Below are 16,196 nucleotides of genomic sequence, written 5' to 3'. Positions count from 1 at the left end.
TTGTTCTTCACTGGGCCGATTCCTGAACGACGGTGGCGGGAGCGAACTCGGATTTGAGCCGGCCATGCTCGTCGAGCAACCAGGCGTCCATTACCTGACGCATCACCGGCGCCGCGACGCGGCCACCCGCTTCGCCGTTTTCGATCATCACCGAAACCACGATCTTCGGGTTCTCTGCCGGGGCGAAGCCGACGAACAGGGCGTGGTCGCGGTGGCGTTCCTGAACCTTGTTGCGGTCGTACTTCTCGCCCTGCTTGATCGCTACCACCTGGGCGGTACCACTCTTGCCGGCAATCCGGTACTGGGCACCGGCGGCGGCGGCGCGGGCGGTACCGCGGGCGTTGTGCATCACCTGCTCCATGCCATGGGTGACCCTGGCCCAGTCGGACTTGTCACGCAAGACGATGTCTTCCATCGGGTTCTCGTCCACCGGTGGCTGGCCTTCGATGGTCTTGGCCAGGTGCGGACGGTTCCACTTGCCCTTGCTGGCGATCAGGGCGATGGCCTGGGCCATCTGCAGCGGCGTGGTCTGCATGTAGCCCTGGCCGATACCGAGGATCAGCGTCTCGCCCGGGAACCAGGCCTGGCGGCGGGTGGCGCGCTTCCATTCGCGAGTCGGCATCAGGCCGGCGGACTCCTCGAACATGTCGAGGGAGACTTTCTGCCCGAGGCCGAACTTGTTCATGTAGCTGGACAGACGGTCGATGCCCATCTTGTGCGCCAGGTCGTAGAAGTAGGTGTCGTTGGAGCGCATGATCGCCAGGTCGAGGTCGACCCAGCCGTCGCCGCTGCGGTTCCAGTTGCGGTACTTGTGGTCATAGTTGGGCAACTGGTAGAAGCCCGGGTCGAACACCCGGCTGCTGGCGGTGACCACACCACTGTCGAGGCCGGCGATGGCCACTGCCGGCTTGATGGTCGAACCCGGCGGGTACAGGCCGCGCAGCACGCGGTTGAACAGCGGCCGGTCGATCGAATCGCGCAGCTCGGCATAGGCCTTGAAGCTGATGCCGGTGACGAACGGGTTGGGGTCGAAGCTTGGCTGGCTGACCATCGCCAGTACTTCGCCGGTATTTGGGTCGAGTGCGACAATGGCGCCGCGGCGCCCGCCCAGCGCGGCCTCGGCAGCTTCCTGCAGCTTGATGTCGAGGCTCAGGACGATGTCTTTGCCGGGGATCGGGTCGGTGCGCTTGAGCACCCGCAATACCCGGCCACGGGCGTTGGTCTCAACTTCTTCGTAACCCACCTGGCCGTGCAGTTCCGGCTCGTAGAAGCGCTCGATGCCGGTCTTGCCGATATGGTGGGTGCCGCTGTAGTTGACCGGGTCGAGGGTCTTCAGCTCTTTCTCGTTGATCCGCCCGACATAACCGACCGAGTGAGCAAAGTGCGCTCCCTGCGGGTAATGGCGCACCAGCTGCGCGACCACCTCGACGCCGGGCAGGCGGAACTGGTTCACCGCAACCCGGGCGATCTGTTCTTCGGTCAGCTCGAACAGGATCGGCACCGGCTCGAACGGCCGGCGGCCCTGGCGCATGCGCTTTTCAAACAGGGTGCGGTCGTCCGGGGTCAGCTCGAGCACCTCGACGATCACATCGAGTACCTGCTGCCAGTCGCCGGAGCGCTCACGGGTCATGGTCAGGCTGAAGCTTGGCCGGTTATCGGCGACGATCACCCCGTTGCGGTCGAAGATCAGCCCGCGAGTCGGCGGAATCGGCTGCACATGCACCCGGTTATTTTCCGACAGGGTCGAGTGATAGTCGTACTGGATCACCTGCAGGTAATACAGGCGGGCGATCAACACGCAAATCAGCAGGACGATCGCCACTGCACCGACCACGACGCGGCTACGCACCAGACGGGCGTCTTTCTCGTGATCCTTGAGGCGAATCGGCTGCGACATTGAAAAGGCTTAAGGCTTATTTGTGGTAGGGGTGCCCGGACAATACGGTCCAGGCGCGGTACAGCTGTTCGCCGATCAGTATCCTTACCAACGGGTGGGGCAGTGTCAGCGGCGACAGCGACCAGCGCTGCTCGGCCCGCGCACAGACTTCCGGCGCCAGCCCTTCGGGGCCGCCGACCATGAAGTTGACGGTACGCGAATCCAGCCGCCAGCGGTCCAGCTCGACCGCCAGTTGCTCGGTACTCCAGGGCTTGCCATGGACCTCCAGGGTGACAATCCGTTCCCCTGGCTGGACCTTGGCAAGCATGGCCTCACCCTCCTGACGGATCAGGCGGGCGACGTCGGCATTCTTGCCCCGGGTATTGAGCGGTATTTCCACCAGCTCCAGCGACAGCTCCGCGGGCAGGCGCTTGGCATATTCATGCCAACCGTCCTCGACCCACTTGGGCATGCGCGAGCCGACCGCGATCAGACGCAGACGCACGAGCCTTCCTTATTCCCGATCTTTCAGCTTGTCTGCAAAGTCGTGGGTGTTTTCCGGGCTGTGGTGCTTGCCATCGGCGGCACGGCTCTGCTCGGCACCCATCCACAGACGCTCAAGGTCGTAGAACTGACGGGCAGCGGCAGTCATCATGTGGACGATGACATCATTCAGGTCCAGCAGTACCCAGTCGCTGTCGCCCTTGCCTTCTTCGCCCAACGGCTGCACGCCCTTGGCCTTGACCTGCTCACGGACCTTTTCCAGCATCGCGCTGATCTGGCGGTTGGAGGTACCGGTGGCGATGATCATGTAGTCGGTCAGGCTGTGCTTTTCTTTTACGTCGATAACCTGGATGTCCTGGGCCTTGACGTCTTCCAGGGCGGACTTGGTCAGTTCGACCAGCTCTTCGGCGCTGACGTTGTGTTTTTGCTTGGTCATATAAAACTCATTCAACTCAATAGTATGAGGCGCTTCTCAGCACCCTCAGTTCGGCGCACGGTAAAGGTTGTGCGCATCGATGTAGGCCAGTACTGCGTCCGGCACCAGAAACCGCACCGACTTGCCGCTGGCCAGCAGCTGTCGGATCTGCGTGGCTGACACCGCAAGCGGCGTCTGCCAGACGAATGCAATATTCCCGGCAGGCCCTTCAAGGGCCTGCGGATCACTGACCGAACGTGCGGCCAGCAGGTTGCGCAAGGCATCCGGCGGCTCGACGTCGGCATCCGGGCGTTGCAGCACCAGGATGTGACAGTGTTGCAGCAATTCTTCCCAACGGTGCCAACTGGGCAGGCCGCAGAACGCGTCCCAGCCCAGCAGCAGAAACAGTTGCTCCGAGGCGGCCATTTCAGCACGCATCAGTTCCAGCGTTTCGATGGTGTACGACGGCTTGTCACGGGCCAGTTCGCGGGCATCGACCGACAGCGTAGGCACGCCCTGAACCGCGCACTGGACCATCGCCAGCCGGTCCTGGGCCGACACTTGCGGCGTATCACGGTGCGGCGGGCGGGCGTTGGGCATCAGCCGCAGCTCGTCGAGCGCCAGCACTTCGGCGACCTCCAGCGCACTGCGCAGGTGTCCGATGTGCACCGGGTCGAAAGTCCCGCCGAGCACGCCGATGCGCCGGGCGGGCGACATCGTCGAGACTGGGGCGAGCGGTTTGCGCTCGGCCAAGTCAGAGCGACTCCTGTCCGCGCAGCTGACCGTCGCCGATCACCACGTATTTTTCGCAGGTCAGGCCTTCCAGGCCAACCGGGCCACGGGCGTGCAGCTTGTCGGTGGAAATCCCGATCTCCGCGCCCAGACCGTACTCGAAACCGTCGGCAAAGCAGGTCGGGGTGTTGATCATTACCGAGGACGAATCGACCTCGGCCATGAACTGGCGAGCCTGCGCCTGGTGTTCGGTAACGATGGAATCGGTATGGTGCGAGCCATAGCGATTGATGTGCTCGATGGCCTGGTCCAGACCGTCCACTACGCGGATCGACAGAATCGCCGCGAGGTATTCGGTGTTCCAGTCCGCTTCGGTCGCCGGCAGCGCCTCGATGATTTTCAGCGTGCGCTCACAACCGCGCAATTCGACGCCTTTTTCCCGAAATTGTCGGGCCATTTCCGGCAGGAACTCGGCCGCGACCGACTGATCGACCAGCAGGGTTTCCATCGCCCCGCAGATGCCGTAGCGGTAGGTCTTGGCGTTGAAGGCGATGCGCCGGGCCTTGTCCAGCTCGGCGTGCTCAGCCACATAGACGTGGCAGATACCATCGAGGTGCTTGATCACCGGCACCCGCGCGTCGCGGCTGATGCGCTCGATCAGGCCCTTGCCGCCACGCGGCACGATGACGTCGACGAACTCCGGCATGCTGATCAATGCGCCGACCGCCTCGCGATCGGTGGTTTCGACCACTTGCACCACAGCCGCCGGCAAGCCGGCCTCGGCCAGGCCGCGCTGGATGCAGGCGGCAATGGCGCGGTTGGAATGGATGGCTTCGGAGCCGCCGCGCAGGATGGTGGCGTTGCCCGACTTCAGGCACAGGCTGGCAGCGTCGATGGTCACGTTCGGACGCGATTCGTAAATGATGCCGATCACCCCCAGCGGCACGCGCATCTTGCCGACCTGGATACCCGATGGCCGGTAGCTCATGTCGCGGATCGCGCCGACCGGGTCCGGCAGGCTGGCCACCTGGCGCAGGCCGACGATCATGCCGTCGATGCGTGCCGGGGTCAGCGCCAGGCGCTCGAGCATGGCCGCTTCCAGGCCATTGGCGCGGCCAGCAGCGAGGTCCAGCTCGTTGGCGGCGGTCAGCTCGGCGCGGGCAGCGTCCAGGGCGTTGGCGGCGGCTTGCAGGGCGCGGTTCTTTTGCGCAGTGCTGGCACGGCCGATCACGCGCGACGCCGCGCGGGCAGCGCGACCCAGGCGGGTCATGTAGTCAAGAACGGACTCAGTCATGGGCTCAGTGGTCTTGGCGAAGGGGAAAATCGGATGATTATAACTGTCGTGTGGCCCCACGCCCAGCGGTGACAGGCGGATGGTCGAAAAGAGTGCCGGCCCCTCGCTTCATAATGGCCATTCAGGGTTGGTTAAGACAGAAATTGCTATCATCGCCCACCTGTCCACCCGCGAACCTGCCCGCATGCCAGACTCCGCCCCCTGCCCGCCCAAGGCCCTGCCCGACAGCTTCTTCGACCGCGACGCTGGCGAATTGGCCAGGGCCCTGCTGGGCAAGGTCATCCGCCACCGCCACGGCCCGTACTGGCTGGCGGCACGGATTATCGAGACCGAGGCCTACTACCTCAGCGACAAGGGCAGCCACGCTTCGCTCGGCTACACCGAAAAACGCCGGGCGCTGTTCCTCGACGGCGGGCACATCTACATGTATTACGCCCGCGGCGGCGACTCGCTGAACTTCAGCGCCCACGGGCCGGGCAATGCGGTGTTGATCAAATCGGCCTACCCCTTCGTCGATGCCTTGTCGGATGACAACAGCCTGGCACAGATGCAACTGAACAACCCTGACGCCAGCGGCCAGGCGCGCCCGCCCGAACGCCTGTGCGCCGGCCAGACCCTGCTGTGCAAGGCCCTGGGCCTGAAAGTGCCGCACTGGGACGGCAAACGCTTTGATGCCGAGCAGTTGTTTGTCGAGGACTGCGGTATCAAAGTGAAACAAATTATCCAGACCACCCGCTTGGGGATTCCCCACGGCCGCGATGAACATCTGCCCTACCGTTTCGTCGACGCCGACTTTACCCGCCATTGCACACGGAACCCGCTGCGCCGGGGCCAAGTCGAAGGCCGGGACTACTTTTTACTGACACAAGGAAACTGACACGATGGGCCCATGGCTCGACAGCCTGACCACCTGGCTCAGCGCCAACCCGCAGTGGCTGGGATTAGCGATTTTTCTGGTGGCCTGCGTGGAATGCCTGGCGATTGCCGGGATTATCGTCCCCGGCACCGTTTTGCTGTTCGCCGTCGCGGTACTGGCCGGCAGCGGTGCCTTGAGCCTGGGCGAAACCCTGTTGCTGGGCTTTGCCGGTGGTTTGCTCGGCGACGCGATCTCCTACACCTTAGGCCGGCGCTTTCACCAGAACATCCGCCGCTTGCCGCTGCTGCGCCACCATCCGGAATGGATCGGCAGCGCCGAAACCTACTTTCAGCGCTATGGTATCGCCAGCCTGCTAGTCGGGCGCTTCATCGGCCCGCTGCGGCCGATGCTGCCCATGGTCGCCGGCATGTTCGACATGCCGCTGCCGCGTTTTATCGCCGTCAGCCTGCTGGCCGGGGCCGGTTGGGCAGTGGCTTACCTGCTGCCGGGCTGGGCAACCGGCGCGGCCATGCGCCTGCCGTTGCCGGAAGGCTTCTGGCCACAGGCTGGGGTAGTGATGGGCGGCCTGGCGGTGCTGGTCGGCCTGAGCATCAACAGCAGCCTGCGCAGCATGCGCCGCGGCACCCGGCTGATTGCCGGGATGAGCTTGCTGGCCCTGACCGGGCTGTTTCTCGGCTGGCCATACCTGACCCAGTTCGACCAGGGCCTGATGACCCTGATCCAGGAGAACCGCAGCCGCGCCATCGACGGCACGGTGGTGCTGATCACCCGCCTCGGCGATTTCAGAACCCAGTTCTTCCTCGGCGGCCTGCTCACCGGCCTGTTATTGCTGGCCCGCCAGTGGCGCCCGGCGATTTTCGCCGGCAGCACCCTGATCGGCACGGCCCTGGCCAATGGCAGCCTCAAGTGGCTGTTTGCCCGGGCGCGCCCGGAGGTACTCACTGATCCGCTGACCACCTACAGCATGCCCAGCGGCCACAGCTCGGCGTCGTTTGCGTTCTTCCTGGTACTGGCGGTGCTGGCCGGGCGCGGGCAGCCGCCGCGCATGCGCCTGACCTGGATCATGCTGGGTTGCATTCCGGCACTGGCGATCGCGCTGTCACGGGTGTACCTGGGGGCGCACTGGCCGACCGACATCCTCGCCGGCGCCATGCTCGCCTGCTGCGTGTGCGCTACCAGCCTGACCCTGACCCAATACCGGCAACCGCTCACCGCCCTGCCGCTACGGGTCTGGTGGCTGATCCTGCCGGCCTGCGTCGCCCTGCTGGCGTTCTTCGCCCTGCACTCGCTGCCGCACGCCTTGCTGCGCTACCAGTACTGAGGCATCAGGCGAACAGCTCGCCTTGCAGCCGGTCAAGCAGCGCCTGGATAGCCTCCAGGCGCTTGTGCGGTGAGTCGATGGCCAGCAGGTCGAGTTTGTCTTCTTCAACGAACGGCAACAGGTAGGCGAGCTGGTTGGCCAGGGCCTGCTGGCCTTGCACCGTCACCGGCATGCCCAGCGCCTCGACCATCGGGTGCTCGCCCAGGGCTTGCAGCAGCGCCAGCAAGTCGTGATGGTCATCTTCCAGCGGCTCGTCGGCAAGCTCCGGCAGCCACGACACATCAGCGACCAGCAACTGGTCCTTCTGCACCTCGAACGGCCCGACACGAAAGCGCCGGGTGCCTTCGACCCGAATCCCCAGCAGGCCGTTGTCCTGCTGCTGAAAATCGCGAATCAGCGCCTCGCAGCCAACCTGCGAGAAACCGCTGGGCGCAGCGCCAACCTGCTCGCCCTCAAGGATGCACACCACGCCAAAACCGCCGCCCTGCTTCATGATGCGACCAATCATGTCCAGGTAACGCGCCTCAAAGATCTGCAGATCGAGAAAGCAGCCCGGGAACAGCACGGTATTGAGCGGAAACAGGGGTAACGTCATTGCAACTCCTCAAGCAACCAGGCTAACCGCCAGTGGCAGGAATACCGCCGTGGCAACCCCCATCAGGCTCATCGCCAGGGCCGCGAAGGCCCCGCATTCTTCACTTTCCTGCAGCGCTACCGAAGTACCAACCGCATGCGCAGTCACGCCTAAAGCCATGCCGCGCGCTTCAGGGCTGTGCACACCACAACGCGACAGCAGCGCCGGGCCGAAAATCGCCCCGATCACCCCGGTGATCAACACGAACACCGCTGCCAGCGCGGCCACGCCGCCGATCTGCTCGGCCACCAGCATGGCAATCGGCGAGGTCACCGATTTTGGCGCCATGGTCATCAGGATCATGTGCTCGGCGCCAAACCACCAGCCCAGCAACAGGCAGGCGCCGGTGGCGAACACCCCTCCGATTACCAGCGTAGTAAAGGTCGGCCAGAACAGCTGGCGAATGCGCCGCAGGTTGAGATAGAGCGGCACCGCCAGGGCCACGGTCGCCGGGCCCAGGAGGATGTTCATGATCTCGGTGCTTTTGCGATATTCGCTGTAAGTCAGGCCACAGCCCAGCAGTACGCCAATGACTACCAGCATCGACACCAGCACCGGCTGCAGGAAGATCCAGCGGGTTTTCTCGTAGGCCGCCAGCACCAGCTGGTAGGCGCCCAGGGTGATGCCGATGCCAAACAGCGGATGGTGAATGACGGCGTTGACGGCGCCGCTCCAGTCCAGGCTCATGGCTGCTCCTCATGGCTGCCCTGGCGGGCCATCAGCTTGTGCATCAGCACGCCGACGAACACCAGGGTGAGCAGCGCCGACAGCACCAGGGCGCCGACGATGGCCCAGAAGTCGGCGGCGATATCCGCGGCATAGACCATTACCCCCACCGCCGGCGGCACCAGCAGCAGTGGTAAGTAGCGCAGCAGGCTGTTGGCCGCCTCGCTCAGGGGCGCGCCCACCTCGCCACGCAGCATCAGGTACACCAGCAGCAACAGCAGGCCGATGATCGGCCCGGGGAGGATCGGCACCACCAGGTGATTGATCGCCGTTCCGAGCAACTGGAACAGCACCAGCCAGGTCAAACCACGCAACAGCATAAGCATCTCCTTGAGGCCTGGCGGCCATTATAAGCACGCTAACGACCGGGCTATAAGCCGATCTTCGCCGACTTGACCACTTCCTGCAGGCGTGCTGATCTTAGACTTTCGAATCTGCCGAAGTCATAACAAAACCAAAGACAATCTGGAGAGTCACAATGCCCTATGTACCTGTTGCAGAGCTTTCGCAGTACGTTGGAAAGGAACTGGGACGTTCCGAATGGCTGACCATCGATCAACAGCGCATCAACCTGTTTGCCGAGGCGACCGGCGACTTTCAGTTCATCCATGTCGACCCGGACAAGGCGGCAAAAACGCCATTTGGCAGCACCATCGCTCACGGTTTTCTCACCCTGTCGCTGATCCCCAAGTTGATGGAAGGCATTCTGGTTGTGCCTGAAGGCCTGAAAATGGCCGTCAACTATGGCCTGGACAGCGTGCGTTTCATCCAGCCGGTGAAAGTCGACAGCAAGGTGCGGCTCAAGGTCGATCTGGCCGAGGTGACCGAGAAGAAACCCGGACAGTGGCTGCTCAAGGTCACCGCCACCCTGGAAATCGAAGGCCAGGAAAAACCTGCCTACATCGCCGAACCGCTGTCGCTCTGCTTCATCTGAGCCAGGCACTGGGTGAAACCGTCCTGGCGACTGTTTCACCCCCCGCGTTCTACGGCATACTCGGGGCCTCACTTGTCCGGACCCCGCCATGCGCCCACTCGTTCCCCTTGCCCTGACCCTGCTACTGGCCGCTTGCGGTGACGGCGAACCCCTGTCGCCGCCCGATGCACGCCTGCCCGATGGCGGCCGCTATCGGGGCGAGGTGGTCGACGGCCTGCTGCAAGGTGCCGGGCGCATCGACTACCCCAACGGCAGTTGGTACAAGGGCAACTTCCTCAATGGCCAGTGGCATGGCAAAGGTGAATGGCATGGTAGCAATGGCGAGGTCTACCGCGGCGGGTTCCAGCAGGGCCTGTTCCACGGTCTGGGCACCCTGAAAACACCGGGCAGCAGCTACACCGGTGGGTTCAAGCTCGGCCGCCGCGACGGCGAAGGCACCCTCAGGGAACCCGGCCTGCTTTACCGTGGCCAGTTCAAGGACGACCAGTACCACGGCGCCGGCCATCTCGAACTGGCTGACGGCAGCCAGTACCAGGGCCTGTTCGCCCGCGGCAAACCCAATGGCGAAGGCATCCGCAGCGACGCCAGCGGCAACCAGTTCAGCGGCCGTTTCGTCAACGGCCAGCTCGAAGGCAGCGGTACCTTCAACAGCGCCGAAGGCGACCAGTACATCGGTGCCTTCCATGACAACCGCCTGGAAGGCCGCGGCCGTTACGAAAACACTGATGGTGACGTGTGGATCGGCCAGTTCAAGGACGGCTCGCTCAGCGGCAAGGGCGAGCTGATCGGCAGCGACGGCAGCCACTACAAGGGTTATTTTCGCGACTGGCGGTTTTCCGGTAACGGGCGCCTGCAGTTGCCGGACGGCAGTGTCTATGTCGGCGGCTTCGAGAACGACACCTACCAGGGCAACGGCCGCCTGACCCTGCTCGACGGGCGCAATGAAAGCGGCCAGTGGCTCAATGGCCAGCGCGTGCGCGACGAGCACGGCAAACTGCTGCCCGACCCGCTGGAACTGGCGCTGCTCAACCAGGGCGGCCTGCTCGACCAAGCGCTGGCCAAGGTGCCGGCCTCGACCCCGGACATCGAACTCTACAGCCTGGCCCTGGGGGGCGATGGCAAACAGAGCGTGTTCCTGCGCGAGGCCGATTACGTCAGCAACATGCTCAAGAGCCGCTTTGGCGCGGTCGGCCAGATCAGCCTGGTCAACCACCGCGACCACCTCAGCGACCGGCCCATGGCCACCCGCGAGAACCTTGCCCGCGCCGTGCGCACCCTGGCCGAACGCAGCGGCCCGGAAGACCTGGTGTTCATCTACCTGACCAGCCACGGCAGCCACGAGCACGAACTGGTACTCGACCAGCCGCGCCTGCAACTGGCAGACCTGCCCGCCGATGCCCTGGCCACGACCCTGGCGCCCTTGAAAGACCGCGACAAGATCATTGTCATCTCGGCCTGTTATTCAGGCGGCTATATCGCCCCGCTCAAAGACGAGCGGACCCTGATCATGACCGCCTCGCGCGCCGACCGGGTGTCGTTCGGCTGCTCCGAAGAAGCCGACTTCACCTACTTTGGCGACGCCCTGTTCGCCCAGGCCCTGAACCAGACCGACGACCTGCAGCAGGCCTTCGAGCGGGCCAGCGCCAGCGTCTCCGAGCGCGAGGCCATTGAAGGCTTCGATGCCTCCGAGCCGCAGATCTGGGCACCCAAGGGCGTACTCGATCACTGGCAGCGCCTGCGCCAGCAACAAGCGCGCAAAGCCTTGCAAAGTGATGCGGGCAAGCAACAGGCCGAGCATGCAAAAAATGCTGGCAACCACTAAGCTGACTGTATCAAGGGAGAGACATCATGTACTTGACGCCTCAGCACATCCTGCTTGCCGGAGCCACCGGTCTTACCGGTGAACACTTACTTGATCGGCTGCTCAACGAGCCCACCGTCAGCCGCGTATTGGCCCCCACCCGTCGCCCACTGGCCGAACACCCGCACCTGGAAAACCCGGTGGGTGACCCGGCGGTGTTCCTCCCGCAACTGGCAGGTCGCGTCGACATCGCCTTCTGCTGCCTGGGCACCACGATCAAGCAGGCAGGGTCCGAGCCGGCCTTTCGCGCGGTCGACCTGGACATGGTCGTCGCCTTCGGCAAGCGCGCCCGGGAGATGGGCGCGCGGCACCTGCTGGTGGTCAGCGCCCTGGGCGCCGACCGCAGATCGCCGATCTTCTACAACCGGGTCAAAGGCGAAATGGAGGCCGCATTGAAGGCCCAGGACTGGCCGCAACTGACCATCGCCCGGCCTTCGCTGCTGCTGGGTGACCGCATCGAACCGCGGATGTCGGAACGCTTGGCCGGGCCGCTGTCGAAGCTGATCCCGGGCAAGTACCGGGGCATCGAGGCCTGCCAACTGGCCAGGGCGCTGTGGCGTTTGGCGCTGGAAGAGCAGGACGGGATCCGGATTGTCGAGTCGGATGAATTGCGCCGGTTGGGCAAGTAGCAATCGCGGGGCAACCCCCTCCCACAGAGTGTGTGGGAGCGGGCTTGCCCCGCGATCAGGCCAGCCGCTACAACCCGCCCGTCGCCTGAAAGCCAATTCCCAGCGCGGTCAATACCGACAGCGGCAGCAGTACGGTATCAAGCAAGGCACTGCCCGGCAGGTCCAGCCCGGGATACTTCGGCGCCTCGGCGCCAAAGCGGTCAATGGCGCAACAACCGCCCTGCAACGCATACAGATCCAGGCGCGTACCGGCATACACCACCGGCGCCCCCGGCTTGGCCGCATCCAGGGTGCGCACACTGGCGCAACCGCTAGCCATCACGCACAGCAGCATCACGCCCAGCAGGCGCTTCATTCATCCGCGCCCAGATGATGCTCGCCCCAACGCGGCAGCATGTCCTGGGGAATGTTCAGCAGGTTGAGGATCCGTGCGACAACAAAGTCGATCAGGTCGTCGATGGTCTGCGGCTGATGATAAAAGCCCGGCGCCGCCGGCAGGATCACCGCGCCCATGTTCGACAGCTTGAGCATGTTCTCCAGGTGGATGGTCGAGAACGGTGCCTCACGCGGCACCAGGATCAACTGCCGACGCTCCTTCAGGGTCACGTCTGCAGCCCGCTCGATCAGATTGTTGCAGGCGCCGGTGGCAATCGCCGACAAGGTCCCGGTCGAGCACGGCACCACCACCATCGCCGCCGGCGCGCCGGAGCCCGAGGCGACCGGCGACATCCAGTCTTCCTTGCCATACACGCGGATCTGCCCAGCGGCAGCGCCGGTGTACTCGGTGAGGAAGGCTTGCATGGCTTGCGGTTTGGCCGGCAGCAACACATCAGTCTCGGTGGCCATCACCAGTTGCGCGGCCTTGGAGATCAGAAAATGCACCTCGCGGTCTTCGCGCACCAGGCAATCGAGCAGGCGCAGCCCATACTGCGCCCCCGAAGCCCCGGTCATGGCCAGGGTGATGCGTTCCGGCCCGCTCATTTCAGCGCCTCGGCCAACTTGCCGTGCAGGCCGCCGAAGCCGCCATTGCTCATGATCACCACCTGGGTGCCGGGCTTGGCCTGGCTCTTGACCCGTTCGATGATCGCTTCAAGGCTGTCGGCCACCACTGCCGGCACCTTGCATTCGGCGGCGGTGGCGGCCAGGTCCCAGCCCAGGTTCGGCGGTGCGTACCAGATCACCTGGTCGGCATCGTTGACGCTCTCGGGCAGGCCATCACGGTGGGCGCCGAGCTTCATCGAGTTGGAGCGCGGCTCGATCACGGCAATCAGCGGAGCATCGCCGATGCGTTTGCGCAAGCCATCGAGGGTGGTGGCGATAGCGGTCGGGTGGTGAGCGAAGTCGTCATAGATGGTCACGCCCTGTACTTCAGCGACCTTTTCCATCCGCCGCTTGACGCTCTTGAACGCGCTCAATGCGGCAATACCCATGGCCGGCACCACGCCGACATGACGCGCCGCCGCCAAAGTAGCCAGGGCGTTGGCGACGTTGTGCTGCCCGGTCAGCTCCCACTCGACCACGCCCTGGGTTGCGCCTTCGAAGCTGACTTCGAAACGCGAACCGTCGGCGCTGAGCAGTTTGACCTGCCACTGCCCGCCTTCACCGGTGGTCTGCACCGGCGTCCAGCAGCCCATCTTGATCACGCGCTCAAGGGCCGGCTCGGTGGTCGGATGGATCACCAGGCCTTCGCTTGGAATGGTTCGCACCAAGTGGTGGAACTGTCGCTCGATGGCGGCCAGGTCAGGGAAGATATCCGCATGATCGAACTCAAGGTTATTGAGGATCGCGGTACGGGGACGGTAGTGCACGAACTTCGAGCGCTTGTCGAAGAAGGCGCTGTCATATTCGTCGGCCTCGACCACGAAGAACGGCGTGCCGCCCAGGCGCGCCGAGACCGAGAAATTCTGCGGCACGCCGCCGATCAGGAAGCCCGGGCTCATGCCGGCGTGCTCCAGCACCCAGGCAAGCATGCTGCTGGTGGTGGTCTTGCCATGGGTGCCGGCAACCGCCAGCACCCAGCGGCCTTGCAGCACGTGGTCGGCCAGCCACTGCGGGCCCGACACGTAGGGCAGGCCCTTGTTCAGTACGTACTCGACTGCCGGGTTGCCCCGCGACAGGGCGTTGCCGATCACCACCAGGTCGGGCGCCGGGTCCAGTTGGGCGGCGTCATAGCCCTGGGTCAGTTCGATGCCCTGGGCTTCAAGCTGGGTGCTCATCGGTGGGTAGACGTTGGCATCGGAGCCGGTGACCCGATGGCCAAGCTCCTTGGCCAGCACGGCCAGCGAACCCATGAAAGTGCCGCAAATACCGAGAATATGAATGTGCATGATCGACCTCGCAAAACGTCGAGGCAGGGTAGCCTAGGGCGCGACAAATCGCATCCTGTGTTTCGCTCAGGCGTCCCGGGCGATGCCGTGTTTGCGAAGTTTTCGATACAAGGTATTACGGCTAACCCCCAACTGCGCGGCGACATGGGTCATGTGCCAGCGCTGCTGCTCCAGCACTGCCAGCAAGGCGTTGCGCTCGGCGCTGTCCAGCAGCGGCGCGGGGTTATCCACAGGTGAGGAGCTTTTGACAAGTGTCGGCGGCTGGCGAACGACCGCCGGCAGGTCGGCAAACTCGATGTGCCCCTCTTCGCTCAGCGCCACCAAGGTACGCAGGACGTTGCGCAGCTGGCGCACGTTGCCCGGCCAGGCGAAGTCGAGCAACGCCCGGCGCGCCGCAGGGTCCAGGCTTACGCTTTGCTCACCGGCCTCTTCGGCCAGGATGAAGTCGAGCAACTGCGACTTGTCGCTGCGCTCGCGCAAGGCCGGCAGATCGATTTCCAGGCCGTTGAGACGGTAGTAAAGGTCTTCGCGGAAACTGCCATCCTCGACCCGCTCGAGCAAGTTGCGGTGGCTGGCGCTGATGATGCGCACGTTGACAGCCTGCGGTTCGCCGCCGATGGGCACCACCATGCGGTCTTCCAGCACCCGGAGCAAACGGGTCTGCAGGGCCAGCGGCATGTCGCCGATCTCGTCCAGCAATAGCGTGCCACCGTCGGCCTGCTGCAGCTTGCCGCGCATGCCCTCTTTGCGCGCCCCGGTAAAACTGCCGCCGCGATAGCCGAACAACTCGCTCTCGATCAGGCTCTCGGGGATCGACGCACAGTTGAGGGCAACAAACGCCTTGCTGCTGCGTTGGCTGGCCTGGTGCACGGCTTTGGCGAAGGCCTCCTTGCCGCAGCCGGTCTCGCCGCGCAGCAGCAATGGCACATCGCGTTCGAACACACGAACGGCCCGGCGAAAATCGTTCTGCAGGGCCGGATCGACCAGGCAGATACCACCGGGCTGCGAGGTTTTCGCCGGGGCAACAAACGGCGCCGCTGCCGGCGGCAGCGAACGCACCTGGCCGCGCAGACTGGCGAACAATACCCGGCCATCGCGGGTGCGTAATGGCCAACTGGTGTTGGCTTGGGCAGTGGCGCGGCTGAACAGCTCGTCCTGGGCACAATCGAAGAACATATCCACAGGCTTGCCGAGCACACCGCCACGGATGGTGCCCAGCAGGTTCAAGGCGCTCTGGTTGACCGCGCAGATCCGCCCGTCGCCATCAAAAGCCAGCAGCCCTTCGCTGAACATTCCTACCGATTCGGCCTGCAGATGAAAGCGCAGGAGGAACTGGTTATCGAAATAGCGCAAAAAATAGCTGCTCTCGATCATCTTCGCCGAGAGGTTGACCAGCGCCATGGTGTGAAACTGGCTCTGGCGCGAAACATCAGCGCGGGCAGACGAGACATCGAGCACCGCCAGCAACTCGCCGTGCGGGTCGAACACCGGGCTGGCCGAGCAGGTCAGGCCGGTATGACGGCCACGAAAGTGCTCATCCTGGTGGATGGTTACCGCCTGGCGCTCGACCAGGCAGGTGCCGATGCCGTTGGTACCTTCACGTGCCTCGCTCCAGTCGGCACCCAGCCACAGCCCGGCGCGCTCGAAGATGCGCCGTTCGGTAGGCGCGGTGACGCAATTGAGGATGACCCCGCGGGCATCGGTGAGCAGCACCGCATGGCCGGCACCGGAAAGCTGCTGGTGCAGGCTGTTCATCTCGTTGCCGGCGATCTGCAGTACCTGCTGCAAGCGCTCGCGGCTTTCCAGCACGCGGCCGTGCTCGAGCACGGTCGGGGCCATGCTCTGGGCCGGATCCAGGTGATAGTCCTCAAGGCAACGCAGCCAGGAACGGGCAATCGACGGATCGCTGCCGGGGCCCTGTGCCAGGGCCTTGCCCTGGGTCACGGTGAGGACTTGCCGGGCATGCCGGCTAAGGTGATTGCTCTGCACTTTTTATTGTTCTCCGCAGACGAGATAAGCCCAGCATCCTCCACCCGTCGGCGCAATGCAATGCTGGCTTGACCGCT

At 64.3% G+C, this 16,196-nt stretch carries 17 protein-coding genes; 5 read left to right on the top strand and 12 right to left on the bottom strand.

Annotated elements, in window-relative coordinates; translation table 11 throughout:
* Positions 1–7 precede the first annotated feature (7 nt).
* The 5 genes from mrdA to ACIOVF_RS22245 are packed head-to-tail and all read right to left on the bottom strand — an operon-like array spanning position 8 to position 4,821.
* Positions 8–1,897: a penicillin-binding protein 2 gene (mrdA, locus tag ACIOVF_RS22265; protein WP_045199872.1), complete on the bottom strand. Its 1,890-nt coding sequence runs from the start codon at positions 1,895–1,897 to the stop codon at positions 8–10.
* Between the two features lie 16 nt (positions 1,898–1,913).
* Complete coding sequence (rlmH, locus tag ACIOVF_RS22260; RefSeq protein ID WP_045199875.1) at positions 1,914–2,381, bottom strand: 23S rRNA (pseudouridine(1915)-N(3))-methyltransferase RlmH; 468 nt, start codon at positions 2,379–2,381, stop codon at positions 1,914–1,916.
* 9 nt (positions 2,382–2,390) lie between these two features.
* Positions 2,391–2,816, bottom strand: a complete 426-nt coding sequence (gene rsfS, locus ACIOVF_RS22255) for a ribosome silencing factor (RefSeq protein WP_045199877.1) — start codon at positions 2,814–2,816, stop codon at positions 2,391–2,393.
* Positions 2,817–2,861: 45 nt separating this feature from the next.
* Complete coding sequence (gene nadD / locus ACIOVF_RS22250; protein WP_050990013.1) at positions 2,862–3,512, bottom strand: nicotinate-nucleotide adenylyltransferase; 651 nt, start codon at positions 3,510–3,512, stop codon at positions 2,862–2,864.
* Between the two features lie 37 nt (positions 3,513–3,549).
* A complete protein-coding gene (locus ACIOVF_RS22245; protein ID WP_123565115.1) occupies positions 3,550–4,821 on the bottom strand; it encodes a glutamate-5-semialdehyde dehydrogenase in 1,272 nt (423 codons plus the stop codon).
* A 184-nt stretch (positions 4,822–5,005) separates the two neighbouring features.
* Here ACIOVF_RS22245 and ACIOVF_RS22240 point away from each other — a divergent pair, with 184 nt between their 5' ends.
* Entirely contained in the window at positions 5,006–5,698 is a 693-nt protein-coding gene (locus ACIOVF_RS22240) for a DNA-3-methyladenine glycosylase (protein WP_401292513.1), read from the top strand.
* 4 nt (positions 5,699–5,702) lie between these two features.
* Positions 5,703–7,019 carry a bifunctional DedA family/phosphatase PAP2 family protein gene (locus ACIOVF_RS22235; RefSeq protein ID WP_045199883.1) on the top strand — a complete coding sequence of 439 codons (1,317 nt, stop codon included), beginning with the start codon at positions 5,703–5,705 and terminating at the stop codon, positions 7,017–7,019.
* Positions 7,020–7,023: 4 nt separating this feature from the next.
* Here the strand turns inward: ACIOVF_RS22235 and ACIOVF_RS22230 are convergent, their stop codons facing one another.
* Genes ACIOVF_RS22230 through ACIOVF_RS22220 form a run of 3 tightly spaced genes read right to left on the bottom strand, consistent with a single transcriptional unit; the run spans position 7,024 to position 8,699 of the window.
* Positions 7,024–7,614: an LON peptidase substrate-binding domain-containing protein gene (locus ACIOVF_RS22230; RefSeq protein ID WP_093379175.1), complete on the bottom strand. Its 591-nt coding sequence runs from the start codon at positions 7,612–7,614 to the stop codon at positions 7,024–7,026.
* Positions 7,615–7,623: 9 nt separating this feature from the next.
* Positions 7,624–8,340, bottom strand: a complete 717-nt coding sequence (locus tag ACIOVF_RS22225; protein WP_045199887.1) for an LrgB family protein — start codon at positions 8,338–8,340, stop codon at positions 7,624–7,626.
* Positions 8,337–8,699 carry a CidA/LrgA family protein gene (locus tag ACIOVF_RS22220; protein ID WP_045199889.1) on the bottom strand — a complete coding sequence of 121 codons (363 nt, stop codon included), beginning with the start codon at positions 8,697–8,699 and terminating at the stop codon, positions 8,337–8,339. The genes ACIOVF_RS22225 and ACIOVF_RS22220 overlap by 4 nt, the downstream gene beginning before the upstream one ends.
* A gap of 158 nt (positions 8,700–8,857) precedes the next feature.
* Between ACIOVF_RS22220 and ACIOVF_RS22215 the strand changes: the two genes are divergently transcribed.
* The 3 genes from ACIOVF_RS22215 (at position 8,858) to ACIOVF_RS22205 (ending at position 11,803) form a co-directional block, all read left to right on the top strand.
* Entirely contained in the window at positions 8,858–9,313 is a 456-nt protein-coding gene (locus tag ACIOVF_RS22215) for a MaoC family dehydratase (RefSeq protein ID WP_045199890.1), read from the top strand.
* An 88-nt stretch (positions 9,314–9,401) separates the two neighbouring features.
* Positions 9,402–11,135, top strand: a complete 1,734-nt coding sequence (locus ACIOVF_RS22210; RefSeq protein WP_401292507.1) for a C13 family peptidase — start codon at positions 9,402–9,404, stop codon at positions 11,133–11,135.
* 26 nt (positions 11,136–11,161) lie between these two features.
* Positions 11,162–11,803 carry an oxidoreductase gene (locus ACIOVF_RS22205; RefSeq protein ID WP_045199893.1) on the top strand — a complete coding sequence of 214 codons (642 nt, stop codon included), beginning with the start codon at positions 11,162–11,164 and terminating at the stop codon, positions 11,801–11,803.
* A 67-nt stretch (positions 11,804–11,870) separates the two neighbouring features.
* On the opposite strand, the gene ACIOVF_RS22200 is transcribed toward ACIOVF_RS22205, so the two are convergent.
* From ACIOVF_RS22200 to ACIOVF_RS22185, 4 genes are all read right to left on the bottom strand, one after another.
* Entirely contained in the window at positions 11,871–12,158 is a 288-nt protein-coding gene (locus tag ACIOVF_RS22200; RefSeq protein WP_093379169.1) for a YceK/YidQ family lipoprotein, read from the bottom strand.
* Entirely contained in the window at positions 12,155–12,784 is a 630-nt protein-coding gene (gene ubiX, locus ACIOVF_RS22195) for a flavin prenyltransferase UbiX (protein WP_045199899.1), read from the bottom strand. The genes ACIOVF_RS22200 and ubiX overlap by 4 nt, the downstream gene beginning before the upstream one ends.
* Positions 12,781–14,130 (bottom strand): UDP-N-acetylmuramate:L-alanyl-gamma-D-glutamyl-meso-diaminopimelate ligase, encoded by a 1,350-nt coding sequence (mpl, locus tag ACIOVF_RS22190; protein ID WP_195885117.1) that lies wholly within the window; start codon positions 14,128–14,130, stop codon positions 12,781–12,783. The genes ubiX and mpl overlap by 4 nt, the downstream gene beginning before the upstream one ends.
* 66 nt (positions 14,131–14,196) lie before the next feature.
* Positions 14,197–16,119, bottom strand: a complete 1,923-nt coding sequence (locus ACIOVF_RS22185) for a sigma-54-dependent Fis family transcriptional regulator (RefSeq protein ID WP_401292502.1) — start codon at positions 16,117–16,119, stop codon at positions 14,197–14,199.
* Between the last annotated feature and the right edge of the window lie 77 nt (positions 16,120–16,196).

The sequence above is a fragment of the Pseudomonas sp. NPDC087612 genome, assembly GCF_044743505.1.
Classification (GTDB): domain Bacteria; phylum Pseudomonadota; class Gammaproteobacteria; order Pseudomonadales; family Pseudomonadaceae; genus Aquipseudomonas.
Note: the sequence above shows the minus strand (reverse complement) of the source record. Positions and strands in the feature narration are given on the sequence as shown.